Origin of the sequence: Streptomyces sp. NPDC053069 (assembly GCF_044546895.1) — a bacterium.
GTDB lineage: Bacteria > Actinomycetota > Actinomycetes > Streptomycetales > Streptomycetaceae > Streptomyces.
On the sequence record NZ_JBITZN010000009.1, the window covers coordinates 93,649 to 108,142 of the forward strand.

The 14,494-nt window shown below is 70.3% G+C and carries 11 protein-coding genes; 1 reads left to right on the forward strand and 10 read right to left on the reverse strand.

The window, feature by feature from the left end; translation table 11 throughout:
- Window positions 1-22 precede the first annotated feature (22 nt).
- On the forward strand, window positions 23-214 hold the full coding sequence (locus tag ACIGXP_RS22095; RefSeq protein WP_363218427.1) for an acyl-CoA carboxylase subunit epsilon: 192 nt from the start codon (window positions 23-25) through the stop codon (window positions 212-214).
- Window positions 215-272: 58 nt separating this feature from the next.
- On the opposite strand, the gene ACIGXP_RS22100 is transcribed toward ACIGXP_RS22095, so the two are convergent.
- From ACIGXP_RS22100 to ACIGXP_RS22145, 10 genes are all read right to left on the reverse strand, one after another.
- The gene (locus ACIGXP_RS22100; protein WP_399770700.1) at window positions 273-3,359 is read right to left on the reverse strand and encodes an NACHT domain-containing protein; all 3,087 of its coding nucleotides are present in this window, start codon (window positions 3,357-3,359) and stop codon (window positions 273-275) included.
- A 43-nt stretch (window positions 3,360-3,402) separates the two neighbouring features.
- Complete coding sequence (locus tag ACIGXP_RS22105; protein ID WP_399770703.1) at window positions 3,403-3,789, reverse strand: hypothetical protein; 387 nt, start codon at window positions 3,787-3,789, stop codon at window positions 3,403-3,405.
- Between the two features lie 82 nt (window positions 3,790-3,871).
- Window positions 3,872-4,453: an ATP/GTP-binding protein gene (locus tag ACIGXP_RS22110; RefSeq protein ID WP_031224757.1), complete on the reverse strand. Its 582-nt coding sequence runs from the start codon at window positions 4,451-4,453 to the stop codon at window positions 3,872-3,874.
- The gene (locus tag ACIGXP_RS22115) at window positions 4,434-5,009 is read right to left on the reverse strand and encodes a DUF742 domain-containing protein (protein ID WP_351240156.1); all 576 of its coding nucleotides are present in this window, start codon (window positions 5,007-5,009) and stop codon (window positions 4,434-4,436) included. The genes ACIGXP_RS22110 and ACIGXP_RS22115 overlap by 20 nt, the downstream gene beginning before the upstream one ends.
- A 97-nt stretch (window positions 5,010-5,106) precedes the next feature.
- Window positions 5,107-5,520, reverse strand: a complete 414-nt coding sequence (locus tag ACIGXP_RS22120; protein ID WP_004983065.1) for a roadblock/LC7 domain-containing protein — start codon at window positions 5,518-5,520, stop codon at window positions 5,107-5,109.
- A 10-nt stretch (window positions 5,521-5,530) separates the two neighbouring features.
- Window positions 5,531-8,752 (reverse strand): nitrate- and nitrite sensing domain-containing protein, encoded by a 3,222-nt coding sequence (locus tag ACIGXP_RS22125; RefSeq protein ID WP_399770708.1) that lies wholly within the window; start codon window positions 8,750-8,752, stop codon window positions 5,531-5,533.
- Window positions 8,753-9,145: 393 nt separating this feature from the next.
- Window positions 9,146-9,721, reverse strand: coding sequence for an ATP/GTP-binding protein (locus tag ACIGXP_RS22130; RefSeq protein WP_184970470.1), 576 nt, complete (start codon window positions 9,719-9,721; stop codon window positions 9,146-9,148).
- On the reverse strand, window positions 9,702-10,100 hold the full coding sequence (locus ACIGXP_RS22135; RefSeq protein ID WP_009190816.1) for a DUF742 domain-containing protein: 399 nt from the start codon (window positions 10,098-10,100) through the stop codon (window positions 9,702-9,704). Before ACIGXP_RS22135 ends, ACIGXP_RS22130 begins: the two co-directional genes overlap by 20 nt.
- A gap of 111 nt (window positions 10,101-10,211) precedes the next feature.
- Window positions 10,212-10,625: a roadblock/LC7 domain-containing protein gene (locus ACIGXP_RS22140; protein ID WP_037654657.1), complete on the reverse strand. Its 414-nt coding sequence runs from the start codon at window positions 10,623-10,625 to the stop codon at window positions 10,212-10,214.
- 9 nt (window positions 10,626-10,634) lie between these two features.
- Window positions 10,635-14,438, reverse strand: a complete 3,804-nt coding sequence (locus tag ACIGXP_RS22145; protein ID WP_399770711.1) for a nitrate- and nitrite sensing domain-containing protein — start codon at window positions 14,436-14,438, stop codon at window positions 10,635-10,637.
- Between the last annotated feature and the right edge of the window lie 56 nt (window positions 14,439-14,494).

A 14,494-nucleotide genomic window follows, 5' to 3' on the forward strand; every position in this document is an offset into this window, starting at 1 on the left:
TCTCTCACGGAGACTGACACCCATGAGCACTCCCGACATCCGCGTCGAGAAGGGCCACGCCGAGCCCGAGGAGGTCGCCGCCATCACGGCCGTCCTCCTGGCCCGCGCGGCCGCGCAGACGCCTTCGGTCAAGACCCACCGAGGCCGCGCCAAAGCCGGCTGGCGCCGCCTGGAGCGCGAGCCGGGATTCCGGGCGCCGCACAGCTGGCACTGAGTCTTTGCGCGTGACCGCAGCCCCGCTTCTCCCTTCGGGAGGCGGGGCTGCGGTGCGCTCAGCTGACGGTGACGTGGACGCCCGGGAGCTCCAGTCCGGAGACGGGTCCTTCGCGGGTCTCGCAGTTGCTGAGCTCCAGCCACCTCAGTCGGGTCCACGGCCGCAGGCCCTCAAGGCCGTCGGGCAGGAGACAGCTGTGTAAACCGACACCAGTGAGCTGGCAGACCGGCGCCAGTTGCCAGGGCAGAGTGCGGGCGTCGAAGTAGTAGAGCTTCAGACTGCGCAGACGGGTCAGCTCGGACAAGGCGGCCAGCCCGGGTAGCGGGTTGCGGCGAGCACCGACGAGGTACAGGTTCTCGACGCCGCTGAGCGAGCCCAGGAACCCCAGTCTGGTCTCCGCTGTAACGCCCGAGCAGACCAGCGTGTTGAGCTTCGGCAAGACCGGGAGACCCTTGATGCCGTCCGCGGTGGTGAGCGGCACCTGCAACAGACGCAGTGCGGGCAGTTCTGCCAAGACGTGGGGACTGCGCAGCGACGCAGCACCGAGCAGCTGAAAGCCGTTGAGCCCTGGATGCCCCTTCAGCAGGGACAGGTCAGCCGTGCCCTGCACGGTGCACGTCAGTTCCTGGAGCGGAGCGAGTTCGCCGAGCAGAGACAGGTCCTGCAGACCGAACTTGATCCACAGCGAGGTCAGCGACCGCAGTCGTACCGTGGCCCGTACCTGGGCCGAGTGCGTCACGTCCACCCGGTGCTTGTCCAACGGAAGCTCGCCCATCACCCGATCGGCGTAAGCGTCCGCGTCAAAGTACCCCCAGGCATCGATGAGCGCGTCGACCACATCACGACGCCTGTCCTGTGCGTACCCCTCCAGTACCGCCAGGGCCTGCTCTCCGCCGATCAGCGCCACGGTCCGCACCGTCTGTACGGCCGCTTTGGACGACAGTTCTCCCAGCGACCGGGGCAACCTCCGCAGCAGACTCGGCCCGACCGCGGCCAGCGCGGGCGGGTCCGTCTGTCGGCGTGCCGGCAGTAGCGCGGACACGGCCTCCTCCAGCTGTCCGGCGAGACCGACGGAGACCTCCGGCACCGTCTCCTGGCAGGCCGCTGCCAGCAGCCGTAGCTTCCGCCTGTGCCGGACTTCTTCCCGCGCCCGGTTCAGGATGCCGCCCAGCAGCTCCTCCCGCTGCGGCCGGTTTGCATGGCCCGCCGTCATGATGATTGTCTCGCGCCACAGGTCCAGATGGGCCCGCTCGACGAGGTTGCCGATGCGGTCCTCCTGCGTGGCCTCTTCGGCGGCCAGGTACTCCTGGAAGGTCCGGTGGACGAAGTCCAGTCGGCCCTCGGCGGGGGAGCGGAGGATCCCCGAGCGGTCCCGGAGCTGCTCCAGGACCCTGGCCCCGTTCTGCTCCTCCAGATGCCGCATCCCCGCGAGCTTTTTGGCCGTGTGCGTCGCCGCCTGGTCCAGCGTGATATCACTGCGGTTGTTGTCGGACAGCCTCCACGCCAGGTCTCGGAGCAGCACCAGCTTGTCGCTCAGACTCAGCCGGCTGTCCACCGCGCTCGGCACGTTACGGTCCGCGTCCCGTTCATGGACCAGAGCGTGCAGGGCGTTGCGGTACAACTCCATCCGGTCACGCGGGAGCCGACTGCCCTGGTTCAGGTGCATCGCGCACAGCATTGCCGCGAGGAGTGGGGTACCGGCCAGCGACTGCAGATGCGGGCGGTCCTTGAGGCTGCTCAGCAACGACTGTTCGTAGCGGGGCAGGTCGTCCACCGCGCAGGGCAGTTCGTCGCCGAGTTCCCGGACCGCCTGATGCCACTGCCGGACGAAGGTCGTGAGGTCCGGGGGCGACATGCGGTCGAGTTGCAGGGCTGTGAACCGTTCACGCCGCAACCAGTCCGCCCCCGCTGCGGCAGGGCGCGAGGTGACGACGACCCGGACGTCGCCGTACGCGGCCAGCAACCGGCGCAGCCACTCCCGTACGCCCCGCCGCTCCCCGTCCAGCAGCTCGTCCACGCCGTCGATCAGCAGCAGGGCGTTACCGTCGGCGAGTTGGCGTTCCACCCACGCCTTCGGCATCACACCGGTGATCTGCCCGGCCACCGAGTCGAGCATCGCCTCCGGCATCGGCAGAGGGCGCCCGCTGTACTCGCGCAGCTTCACGAACACCGGTGTCAGGCCGTTCCATTCGGCCAGCTCGCCGGTGAAGGCGCCCCGCGCCGCCGTGATCGCCAGCCAGCGCAACAGGGTCGTCTTGCCCGAGCCCGCCTCGCCCCGCAACAGCACCCGGGTCGATCCGCCCAGGGCCGCTTCCACCCGCATCCCGGCGCTCTCGCCGGGCTCCTCCCAGTCGCTCATGCCGGGCCGGAGCACGGGCAGCGAGCGGGCGGGGCGACGTCGGCTCCCGTCGTCACCCGTCGCGCGCAGACTCACGTACGCCACCGACAGCCGCACTTGAGCCCCTGCCCGGTCCGACGTCCGCCGGAAGAGCTCCACCTCGTCCAGGCTGGTGCTGACCAACTCCAGGTAACGGTGCCGGAATTCGCCGTCCCGGTCGGTCCCCTCCGGTGCGAACAGCGACCGGTCGGGCAGCCGCTCCAGCACCCGGGCGATCTCCGTGCCCAAGGACGTCGTACGCGCCAGCAGTTCGCTCAGCACCCGTTCCTCGAAGACCGGCAACCCCTGCACGATGCGGACGTAATACTCGACGCACTCTGTGAACAGCAGCTCGTACAGCCGGGACTCCGCCTCACTGAGGCCGACCGGTGGCCGTACCGCTCCCGTCACCCGCCGTACGACCTGCGCCGGTTTCGCGTCCGCAGCCAGGATCGCCCCGTCCGACAGGTCCGCCGCCGTGAACGTGTCGCACACCGCGTCGATCAGGGCCTGCCGACTGCTCTCCTCCAGCCCCGGGAACTCCCTTTCCAGGAAAGGCGCCAGCCGGTCGTACACCGCGTCCGCGATCTCCTCGAACTGACGCTGTACGCCCCGCTGGAACCGGAGCCCGGACACCCGCAGCCGGATCAGCTCGGCCATGTCCATCCGGCGTTCCTGCTCCCGCCGCCTCCCCCCGAGCCAGGTCTGGGCCGCGGCCTTCGCCACGGTCGTCCCCAGCCGTAACGCCGCCGTCTCGGCACCGCTCATCGCCTGCCCCCTCCACGAAAACGCAATGCGACGAGGGGCATTCTCACCCGGTGCGCCGCCGCTCGTCCCGCTTGTGCAGCCACCACCCCAGCGGTATCTCCAGGGTCGCCAGACACACCGCCGGCCACAGTGACGACGTGTGCAGGCCGGGTGTCCAGGCCATGACCAGGACAGCCGTCAGGAACATGGACAGCCAGCCCAGGACATAGCGGTTGCGCAGGCCCACGAGCCGGAGGGGGTACAGCACCGCCGAGGCCAGCGCGGCACACGGCAGGGCCAGCAGCACCGCCCAGAACACCGCGCCCAGGCCGTCGATCTCGATCAGGCCCGGAAAGGCGGCCACCGTCCCCAGCACCACCAGCAGCAGGAACAGGACCGCCGGTACGGCGCCCAGCAGGACCAGTACGGCGCCCACCACAAACTTGCTCACGAACATCCCCGTGGAACGACAAAAGCCTCTGTCCCCCAGGAAGAGAGACAGAGGCCGGAGTCGGTTGCCCCGAGCGGCAGCGCTACCGCAGGCGCGCCATCAGGGCGTGCTCGACCAGGGTGATCAGCGTCGACTTGGCGTCCGCGCGGTGGCGGGCGTCGGTCGTGATGATCGGGGTGTCGGGGCCGATCTGCAGGGCCTCGCGGACCTCGTCGGGGTTGTACGGCTGGTTGCCGTCGAAGCCGTTGAGGGCGATGACGAACGGCAGGCCGGAGTTCTCGAAGTAGTCGACCGCGGGGAAGCAGTCGGCCAGGCGCCGGGTGTCCACGAGCACCACCGCGCCGATCGCACCGCGCACCAGGTCGTCCCACATGAACCAGAAGCGGTCCTGGCCGGGCGTGCCGAACAGGTACAGGATGAGGTCCTGGTCCAGGGTGATACGGCCGAAGTCCATGGCGACGGTGGTCGTCGTCTTGTCTCCGGTGTGGGTGAGGTCGTCGATGCCGGCCGAAGCGGACGTCATGACGGCCTCTGTGCGCAGCGGGTTGATCTCCGAGACGGCGCCGACGAACGTGGTCTTGCCCACGCCGAAGCCGCCCGCCACCACGATCTTCGCGGAGGTGGTGGAGCGGGAAGGACCGCCGCTAGAGCTTGCGAAGTCCACTGAGCACCCTTTCGAGCAGTGTCACGTCTGGCTGGCCACCGGCGTTCTCGTCGCCGCCGGGCTGATGGATGGCGACCAGGCCCGCCTCCGCCAAGTCGGCGACGAGGATCCTGGCCACGCCGAGGGGGATTGTCAGGAGCGCGGAGATTTCGGCTACCGACTTGATCTCACGGCAGAGGTTGCAGATCCGCTGATGCTCGGGCAGCTGACCCTGCATCTGGTGCGGAGCGGCGGTGGTGTGCACCAGCGCCTCGATGGCGAGCTGGTAGCGCGGGCGGGTCCGTCCGCCGGTCATGGCGTACGGACGCACCAAGGGGTTGTTCGACGCCGTCGCGGGCGCCGGCTCGGGGCGGCGCTGCGGCTGCACCGGCTGGATGCGCGGGGCCGGCGGCTGGTCGTACGGCGAGGGGCCGGGGCCCTGCGGGGCGTACGGCTGCCGGTGGCCAGGGGCGGAGGGGAAGTTGTAACGGTTCGGGTTCTGCGAACCGTCGCCGCGGCCCTGGGCAGGGCCGTACGACCAGTTGCCCGAATTCGAACCGCCTGGGGGTGTTGCCACTCTCTTCTCCTCCTCCGACTGTGCCGGGCACCCATCCGTGTGGAGCCGCGTCCCGAAACCTTACGGCCCCGGGACGCGTATACGCACCGTTCGCCTGCTAGTTGAGAAGGCTTCCCTGGAGTTCTGCACGCAGATCCGGGGTGAGGACCGTGCCCGCGCGGTCCACCAGAAGGGCCATCTCGTACCCGATGAGGCCGATGTCCGCTTCCGGATGGGCCAGCACGGCGAGCGACGAACCGTCGGAGATGGACATGATGAAGAGGAATCCCCGCTCCATCTCCACAACCGTCTGGTTCACGCTGCCGCCCTCGAAGATGCGGGAGGCGCCTGCCGTCAGAGACGTCAGACCGGAGGCGACGGCCGCGAGCTGGTCGGCGCGGTCGCGGGGGAAGCCTTCGGACATCGCCAGAAGGAGTCCGTCGGCGGAGACCACCACCGTGTGGGACACCCCCGGGGTGTTGTCCACGAAGTTGGTGATCAACCAGTTCAGGTTCTGTGCCGCCTGGCTCATCGGGCTCACACTAACGCTCCTGGTTGTAGGTGCTGTCAGGACCGAAGCCCTGGCCGTTCGTTTCACTGCCTGCGCTGCGTCCGCGCTGGACGCCCCGACGCAGGTTGCTCAGCCTGCCCCGGACGTCCTCCGGGGCGCGGGAGACCTGTGGGCCCCCCTGGGGGGTGGTTTCGGCGGAACCCTGGACCAGGTTGGCCTTGGGTACCCGCCGCGGCAGGCCCGAGGCGGTGACCCCGCCTGCCTTGGGCTTCCGGAGCTGCGCCGCCTGCTGCCAGCGCTCGTCGTTGGCCGAACGCCAGCTGTCGTCGCCCGCCCCCGGAGTGTTGTCCGGCGCCGTGGCTTCCTGCTGCGCGCGCGCCGTGCCACCCGCGGTACCCGAGCCGTTGGAACCGCTCGCGACGGATCCGCGGCGGGGCAGCCCGGCGTCGGTCAGCTCGTGGGCGGCGGGAGAGCCCGGTCCCGGACGGTCGAAGCCTACGCGGTTCCGCTCACTTGCGTCAGCGGCCTGCGAGGATTCCGTTTCCGGAGCGTACTGGTCCGGATACCCGTTCCGGTAGCCGTTCTGCGGCTGCTGCGGTTGCTGCGGCTGCTGAGGCCAGTCGTCCTGGTAGGACGGGGCCTGCGCCGGCTCCGCATACGCGGGGTCCGGATAGCCGCCGTTCGGCGCGTAGTACTGCTCCTCGTACGACTTGTCGTACGACTGCTCGTCGAAGGAGGCCTGCTGCGGCTCGGCGTACGTCTGCTCCTCGTACGTCTGCTGCGGCTGCTCCTGGTAGGCCTGCTCCTGGTACGACGGCTGCTGCTCCTGATAGGCCTGGCGCCCGTCGAAGAGCGGGTCCTCGTACCCGGGAGTCCCGCCCGTCTCCGGCTGCGGCTCGGCGGTCTGCTGGCCGTGCGTCTGGGCCTCCAGGGCCGCCCGGCGCTCCTCGCGCATCAGGGAGCGGCCGACAGGGTCCAGCTCGCGGATGTCGTCGGGGACCTCCGTGTACCGGCTGTCGTCGAAGCCCAGCTCGGCGGCGGTGCGCATCGGCTGCATCTGGTTGAAGTTCTCGCCCTGGAACTGCTGCTCCGGGATGATCTGCGAGACCGTGAACTCCTCGCGGTCCAGCGGCGTCTCGCCGCCACCGCCGTGCGTGATCGCGTCCGGCAGCATGACCAGGGAGGTCGTACCGGCCTGCTCGCCCGAGGGCCGCAGCTGGACGCGGATGCCGTGCCGGTCGGACAGCCGGCCGACCACGAACAGGCCCATGCGCTGGGAGATCGCGGCGTCCACGGTCGGCGGGTTGGCCAGCTTGTGGTTGATGTCCGCGAAGTCCTCGGCGGTCAGGCCGATGCCCTTGTCGTGGATCTCGATCATGATGCGGCCGTCGGGCAGCCGGGTCGCGGTGACGCGGACCTTGGTCTGCGGCGAGGAGAACGTGGTGGCGTTCTCCAGCAGCTCGGCCAGCAGGTGCACGAGGTCGGTGACCGCGCGGCCGTGGATCTCGGCCTCCGGGACGCCGGAGAGCTCGATGCGCTCGTACTGCTCCACCTCGGAGGAGGCGGCGCGCAGCACGTCGACCAGCGGGACCGGCTGGTCCCAGCGGCGGCCGGGCTCCTCGCCCGCGAGGACCAGGAGGTTCTCGCCGTTGCGGCGCATACGGGTGGCCAGGTGGTCCAGCTTGAAGAGGTTCTCCAGCTGGTCGGGGTCGGCCTCGTTGTTCTCCAGGTCGGTGATCAGGGTCAGCTGGCCCTCGATCAGCGACTGGTTGCGGCGCGAGAGGTTGGTGAAGATCGCGTTGATGTTGCCCCGCAGCAGCGCCTGCTCGGAGGCGAGCCGGACCGCCTCGCGGTGGACCTGGTCGAAGGCGCGGGCGACCTCGCCGATCTCGTCCTTGGTGGTGATCGGAATCGGGGCGACCCGGGTGTCGACCCGGCCGGGGTCGGTGCGCGAGAGCTGGTCGACCAGCATCGGCAGGCGCTGCTCGGCGATGCCGAAGGCGGCGTTGCGCAGCTGGCGCATCGAGCGGCTCATCTGGCGGGCCACGGCACCGGCCAGGATGAAGGCGAGCAGCAGGGCGACCACGACGACGCCACCGGTGATGAACGCCGAGGTCTTGGCGTCATCGGCGATGTCGGAGGCCTCGTTCACGGCCCTGTCGGCCATGTCCGACTCGATCTGCCGGTAAGCCTTGTACTTCAGCGAGTTGACCGCGAACCAGTTGTCGGCGGTGATGCCGCCGGCCGCGAGGGTCTGACGGGTCAGGACGCTGGTGTCCTTCATGGTGGCCAGCAGCGCCACCATCTTGGTCGGGTCGGAGGGCGGCGGGACGTAGTTCGGGTTCTGCTGCTTGGCCGCCGCGGCCATCGCGGCGCCCTGCGACTCGATCTGTGTCTGCTTGTCCTTCAGCTTCTGCGCGTCGGCCTCGGTGCCACCGCCCTTGTACTCCTCCACGGCGATGCGCTCGAGGTAGGCGTACGAGGAGAGGGACACCCGCTGGGTCGCCAGGTTGGGTGCGTCCGGACCGGGCTTGACCAGCAGATGCGTGCCGATCGACCGCTCCAGCGACAGCGCCGCCTTGGTCAGCGAGATGGCGTAGACGGTACGGCCGTAGGAGGTGATGTTGCCGGTGCCCAGACCGAGCTCGTTGGCGAACTCCATCAGCGGGTGGGAGACGTCGACGTAGCCCTCTTCGGTCTGTACGCCGGTCACCTTGGAGGTGTACGCGACCTGCCGCAGCTGCGCGAGCTTGGGTTCGGCCTCGCGGAACAGCTTCAGCCGGCGCACCAGGCCCGACTTCTGCGGCATGTTCTGCGCGGCCTGGTCGAAGGCGTCGGCGGCGTCGTCCGTGGCCTTGCGGGCGGCATCGATGGTCGCCTTGCTCTTGCTGTCGGTCTTCTTCAGCAGCAAGGGCGCCGCGGTGACGTCACGCTCGTTTTCGAGGGCGTCGGCGTAGCTGAGGGCGGCACGCACCAGGCGGGCGGTGTTCTCGGCGTCGCGTGCCTGCTGCCAGGTGTCGATCGAGCTCTTCACCTGGAAGCCACCCATGACGAGGCCGACCGCCACGGGTATCAGCAGGATCGCGTTCAGCCTGGTCGGCACACGCCAGTTGCGCGGCGAGAAACGGCCGCCGCTCGGCGCGGGGGCCGCCGTCGGTTCCGCGCCGGGCACAGGGGTGGGCGCCGCAGCGCGCGGCGGCGGGGTGAAGTTGCCCCGCGCCGACGGCTCGGGACCGTTCTTGCTTCGCCTCACTCGACCAACAACCTCTCGGCGGTCGGCACCTACGTCGTGCCGCAGTCTCTCAGAGCCCGGTTCGTCATCGACCCCTTGGTGGGTACGTCTTTGACTATTGGGCAGTTCAGGCATTCCAGCACGTGGACCAGCGCTCTTCCAAACAGCGGAAACCTCGGAGCAACGCTCTTGTAAGCCCCAGATAAAACGGTCATAAAGAGCGAGCCCCGCCAAAAGGCGGGGCGTTTGTGCGCACAGCGGCACTACGCGAACGCGTCGCGTGGTGAAGCTGGGTGATTCCTCTGCCGAACTGTTATGAACGTCGGAGCCGACCGTGTCATAGGCCACAGTCGGCTCCGTAGCGTTTACCGTAACTGCCGTATACGCCGTCGTACTTGAGTACGTGCGCGGGCGCTACTTGAGACGTGCCATCAGGGCGTGCTCGACCAGGGTGATCAGCGCACTCTTGGCGTCGGCGCGGTGCCGGGCGTCGGTCGTGATGATCGGGGTGTCCGGTCCTATCTGCAGCGCTTCCCGTACTTCTTCGGGGGCGTAGGGCTGCTGGCCGTCGAAGCCGTTGAGCGCGACGACGAACGGCAGGCCGGAGTTCTCGAAGTAGTCGACCGCGGGGAAGCAGTCGGCCAGGCGCCGGGTGTCCACGAGCACCACCGCGCCGATCGCACCGCGCACCAGGTCGTCCCACATGAACCAGAAGCGGTCCTGGCCCGGCGTACCGAACAGGTACAGGATCAGGTCCTGGTCCAGGGTGATACGGCCGAAGTCCATGGCGACGGTGGTCGTCGTCTTGTCCCCGGTGTGGGTGAGGTCGTCGATGCCGGCCGAAGCGGACGTCATGACGGCCTCTGTGCGCAGCGGGTTGATCTCCGAGACGGCGCCGACGAACGTGGTCTTGCCCACGCCGAAGCCGCCCGCCACCACGATCTTCGCCGAGGTGGTGGCCCGGCCCGCGTCAGAGCTTGCGAAGTCCACTGAGCACCCTTTCGAGCAGCGTCACATCCGGTGCGCCGCCGTTGTTCTCGTCGCCACCCGGCTGGTGGATGGCGACCAGGCCGGCCTCGGCGAGGTCGGCCACCAGGATCCGGGCCACCCCGAGCGGCATGGCCAGCAGGGCGGAGACCTCCGCGACCGACTTGACCTCACGGCACAGATGGCAGATCCGCTGGTGCTCGGGGAGCAGCCCCATGAGCGCAGCCGGGTCCGCCGTCGTACTGATGAGTGCCTCTATCGCGAGCTGATAGCGCGGCCTGGTCCGGCCGCCGGTCATCGCGTACGGACGGACCAGCGGCTGGTCGCCCTCGTCCCCGTACGGCTCCGCATACGGATCGTGATGGGCGGTGGGCGGGGTCATGAATCCTCCGGGCGGGACAGCAAGTCGGTCAGTCAAGCCGTCTGACGGGGCCGGTGGGGGGATTGTGGCGGCCGGACGGTGTTTTCGTGAGGTGGGTGGTGCCGGGGGCGGTCAGTGAAGCAGACTGCCCTGGAGTTCGGCGCGCAGGTCCGGGGTGAGTACCGCCCCTGCGCGGTCGACGAGCAGTGCCATCTCGTAGCCGACGAGACCGATGTCGCACTCGGGGTGGGCCAGTACCGCGAGGGACGACCCGTCCGAGATGGACATCAGGAAAAGGAACCCGCGCTCCATCTCGACGACCGTCTGTGCCACGGTGCCGCCCTCGAAGATCCGGGACGCCCCGGCCGTCAGCGAGGTCAGCCCGGACGCGACGGCCGCCAGCTGGTCGGCGCGGTCCCGCGGGAAGCCTTCGGACATCGCCAGCAGAAGGCCGTCGGCGGAGACCACCACCGTGTGCGACACCCCGGGGGTGTTGTCCACGAAGTTGGTGATCAACCAGTTCAGGTTCTGTGCCGCCTGGCTCATCGGACTCAACTAACGCTCCTGCTGGTGAGTGGGGCTCGGGTAGCTGCCGGTCTGGCCGCTGCCGGCCTGACGGCCCTGAGCGATGCCCCGACGGAGATTGGTCAGCCGTCCGCGTACGTCGTCAGGCGCACGCGAGACCTGCGGACCGGCTTGGTGCTGTTGCTGCTGGGCGGTGCCCGGGACGAGGTTGGCCCGGGGCACCCGGCGCGGCAGGCCGGAGGTGGTGACTCCGCCCGCGGCGGGCTGCCGGACGCGCTCGGCCTGCCGGACGAGTTCGTCGTTCGGCGAGGTGCGCCAGGAACCGGTGGTGGAGCCGTTGCCGTTCGCGGGGCGCTGCGGGGCCGGGGCGGGTGCCTGCGGCTGCTGCTGCGGCGCGGGGGCGCCCTCCGCCTGCGGACCGCCGTGGAACCAGTTGGTCTCCAGCGTGTCGTACAGCGGGGTACGGCCGTCACCCGGGCCGGTGGCCGGCGGCAGAGCCTCCGGCTCACGGTGCACCGGACGCTGCTGGGGGGCCTGCTGACGCGGGGCGCCCAAGTCGTCCCGGCCGGCCGGCTGCGGGCGCTCGAACTGACCCGTGTGGGCCGGGTTCTGGCGGCCGGGCAGGGCGTGCCTGCCGGTGGAACTGCCGTCGTAGCCGCCGTCGAAGCCCTGCGGGGCCGCGAACTGGCCGGTGTTCTGGCCCGTGTTCTGACCGGCGTTCTGCGCGGTGTCGTCCCGCCGCGGCGCCGGCGTGCCGAAGACGTCGGAGCGGACGTACGGATCGGCGCCCTGGCTGCCACCGGCACCGTCGAACTGGCCGGTCTGCTGCGGGTTGTCGGGGCGCGCGAACTGGCCGGTCTGCTGCGGGTTCTCCGGGCGGGCGTACTGACCCGTGTGCTGGGGGCCGCCCAGGCCGGGCAGCTCCGGACGCGCGAACTCGCCCGTGGCGGACGGGCCCTGCGCGTCGATCCGGGGCATCTCCGCGGTCGAACCCGGGCCCTGCCGGTCGTCGACGCGCGGCCTGCGCGCGGCGTGCGCCGGGTCCTGCTCGTCGTGGCCGCGCGGCGCGTCCAGCGAGGCCCGCGAGAGCGGAGCCCGGGTGTCGCTCCAGTCCGGGGTGCGCTGCTGGTCACCGCCGGGCAGCTCGGCCCGCGGGCCGCCGCGCGGCGGCAGCTGGGGCTGGCGGCCCTGGTCGGAGGCGGCACCGGGCCGCTGCGGGCCACGGCCGCCGAAGGCGTCCTGCTGCTGGCCGCCCGGGTTCGCGGCCTGCAGACCCTGCGGGGCGCCGGGCGCCTGAGCACCGAAGCCGCCCGCACCGGCCCCCGCGGGCGCCGGCCGGCCCTGCTGCAGACCACCGAGACCACTGGGACCACCGGGACCGCCCTGGGGACCACGCGCACCGCCCGGCGCACCGGGACGGCCGCCCTGGCCCGTGCCGGGCAGCGCGGGCCGGGGACCCTGGCCGGCGCCGACCTGGCCGCGCTGGCCGGGACCGCCACCGAGCAGACCGCCACCGGCCGGGCCGCCACCCAGGGCACCGCCCTGGCCGTTGTTGGCGTTCGCGCGGCGCGCCGCGGCCGCACCGGCGGCCGCCTGCGCGGCGGCCGGACCACCGGAGCCGACGGGCGCGCCCGGCTTGCCCGGAGCGGGCTTCTTGCCGCCCTGGGCGACGTCCACGGGCAGCATGACCAGCGCGGTCGTGCCACCGGAGTCGGACGGGCGCAGCTGGATGCGGATGCCGTGCCGCTGCGACAGCCGGCCGACCACGAACAGACCCATGCGGCGGGAGACCGAGACGTCCACGGTGGGCGGCGAGGCGAGCCGCTCGTTGATCGCCGCGAGGTCCTCGGGGGAGAGGCCGATACCGGTGTCGTGGATCTCGATCAGGACGCGGCCGTCGGGCAGCGCGTGACCGGTGACCTTGACCTTGGTCTGCGGCGAGGAGAACGAGGTCGCGTTCTCCAGCAGCTCGGCGAGCAGGTGCACGAGGTCGTTGACGACCCGGCCGGCGACCTCGGTGGTCGGGACGGCGGCCAGCTCGATGCGCTCGTACTGCTCCACCTCGGACGCGGCGGCGCGGAGCACGTCGACCAGCGGGACCGGACGGGTCCACCGGCGGCCGGGCTCTTCACCCGCGAGAACGAGGAGGTTCTCACCGTTACGGCGCATACGCGTGGCGAGGTGGTCCAGCTTGAACAGCGAGGACAGCTGGTCCGGGTCGGCCTCGCGGGACTCCAGTTCGGAGATCAGCGACAGCTGGCGCTGGATGAGACCCTGCGAGCGGCGCGAGAGGTTGGTGAACATCGCGTTGACGTTGCCCCGCAGAAGGGCCTGCTCGGCGGCGAGGCGGACCGCCTCGCGGTGCACGTCGTCGAAGGCCGCGGCCACCTGGCCGATCTCGTCCCGGGAGTGCACACCGACCGACTCCACCGAGGTGTCGACGTCCTGCGGGTCGGACTCCGACAGCTGCTTGACCAGCTCGGGCAGGCGTTCCTGGGCGACCTTGGTCGCGGTCTCCTGCAGCCGGCGCAGCGAGCGGATCATCGAGCGGGCCACGACGAACGCGCCGACCAGCGACACGCCGAGCACGATCAGGATCAGCGCACCGGAGATGATGGCGTCCTGCTGGGTGGCGCTCTTCAGCTCGCGGGCCTTCTGCTCCATCTGCTCGAGCAGCGTGTGCTCGATCTTCTTCATCTGGTCGATCTTGGTCGAGCTGTCGTCCACCCAGTCCTTGTAGGACCGGTTGTTCATGCTCTGGATGCCGTTGGGGGAGTCGAAGACACGCTTGGCATAGGTGTCCGCGGACTCGATCGTCGGGTTGCCCTCGTCGATCGGCTTGAGGAGTTCCTCGGCGTTGTTGTTGGCGTAGATCTTGCGGAAGATCGCGATTTCCGAGTTCTCGCTCGCGTACGCCGACTGGCCGTACAGGCGGTCGTTCTCGGAGAGGTCGCCCTTCCTGTCCGTGGTCGCGGGCAGCGCGGCGGCGATCGTGGCGCGCTGTACGGAGGCGTACTCCTTGGCGGTGGAGAAGGCCGCCAGGGCGCGCGTGCGCGAGATCATCTCCGGGTTGCTGGAGGCCTCGGCCATGTCCTGGGACAGGCTGATCAGCTGGGTGATCAGCCGGTGGTACGACTCCACCGTCTGGGTCGAGTTGCCCTGCGACTTGTAGGCGGTCTTGCGGATCTTGGCGAGGTCGTCGAGCTGGTTGGCGAGGCCGACGAGCGCGTCGCGGACGCCCTGGAGGTTGCCGTCCTTGCTGGCCGCGTCGATCTGCTCGGAGGAGTTGAGGAAGTTCTCGCGGGCCAGGTCGGTCTTCTCTTCGAAGCCCTTGACCGTGTAGTCGCTCTGCGACAGGCCGTGCGCCAGGGGACCGGCGGACTGGTCGCGCTCGTCCTGGAGGGCCATGGCCAGCTCGGTGGCCTGCTTGGTCATGTCCGTCAGCAGCTTCATGTTGTCGAGCTGCTGGATGTCGTCCATGTTGTCGCTGATGCGCAGTGCGCCCAGCGAGGTCGCCGCGATGACGGGCAGCGCCAGCAGCGACACCAGACGCGTGGAGATGCGCCAGTTGCGCAGGGCCATGCGTGAGCCGGGGCCGGTGGGGCCCTTCGGGGGCTTCACGGCCGGCGCGGGGGCCGCACCGGAGCCGCCGCCCGTGGCGGCCGACGAGGCCGACACGCCGGGGCGTCCGCTGCGCTCGCCGCTGTCCCCGGACGGGGCCTGGCCCGGGTTCTGGGCGTGCTGGGGCGAGGAGCTGCCCTTCATGGGGCCAGTCCCGTCGTGCGACTCCGGCTCCGCCGAAGCGCTGCCATCCCTCTTGAAACGTCCCTGCACTAGCGTCGCAACCTCTGGACCAGGCACCCCTCCGCGTGAACGGAGGGACACGGTGT

What these genes read in the sequence shown, in the direction of transcription:
- ACIGXP_RS22095 (WP_363218427.1), top strand. Translation starts at nt 23, where the DNA reads ATGAGCACTCCCGACATCCGCGTCGAGAAGGGCCACGCCGAGCCCGAG.
- ACIGXP_RS22140 (WP_037654657.1), bottom strand. Translation starts at nt 10,625, where the DNA reads ATGAGCCAGGCGGCACAGAACCTGAACTGGTTGATCACCAACTTCGTG.
- ACIGXP_RS22100 (WP_399770700.1), bottom strand. Translation starts at nt 3,359, where the DNA reads ATGAGCGGTGCCGAGACGGCGGCGTTACGGCTGGGGACGACCGTGGCG.
- ACIGXP_RS22135 (WP_009190816.1), bottom strand. Translation starts at nt 10,100, where the DNA reads ATGACCCCGCCCACCGCCCATCACGATCCGTATGCGGAGCCGTACGGG.
- ACIGXP_RS22120 (WP_004983065.1), bottom strand. Translation starts at nt 5,520, where the DNA reads ATGAGCCAGGCGGCACAGAACCTGAACTGGTTGATCACCAACTTCGTG.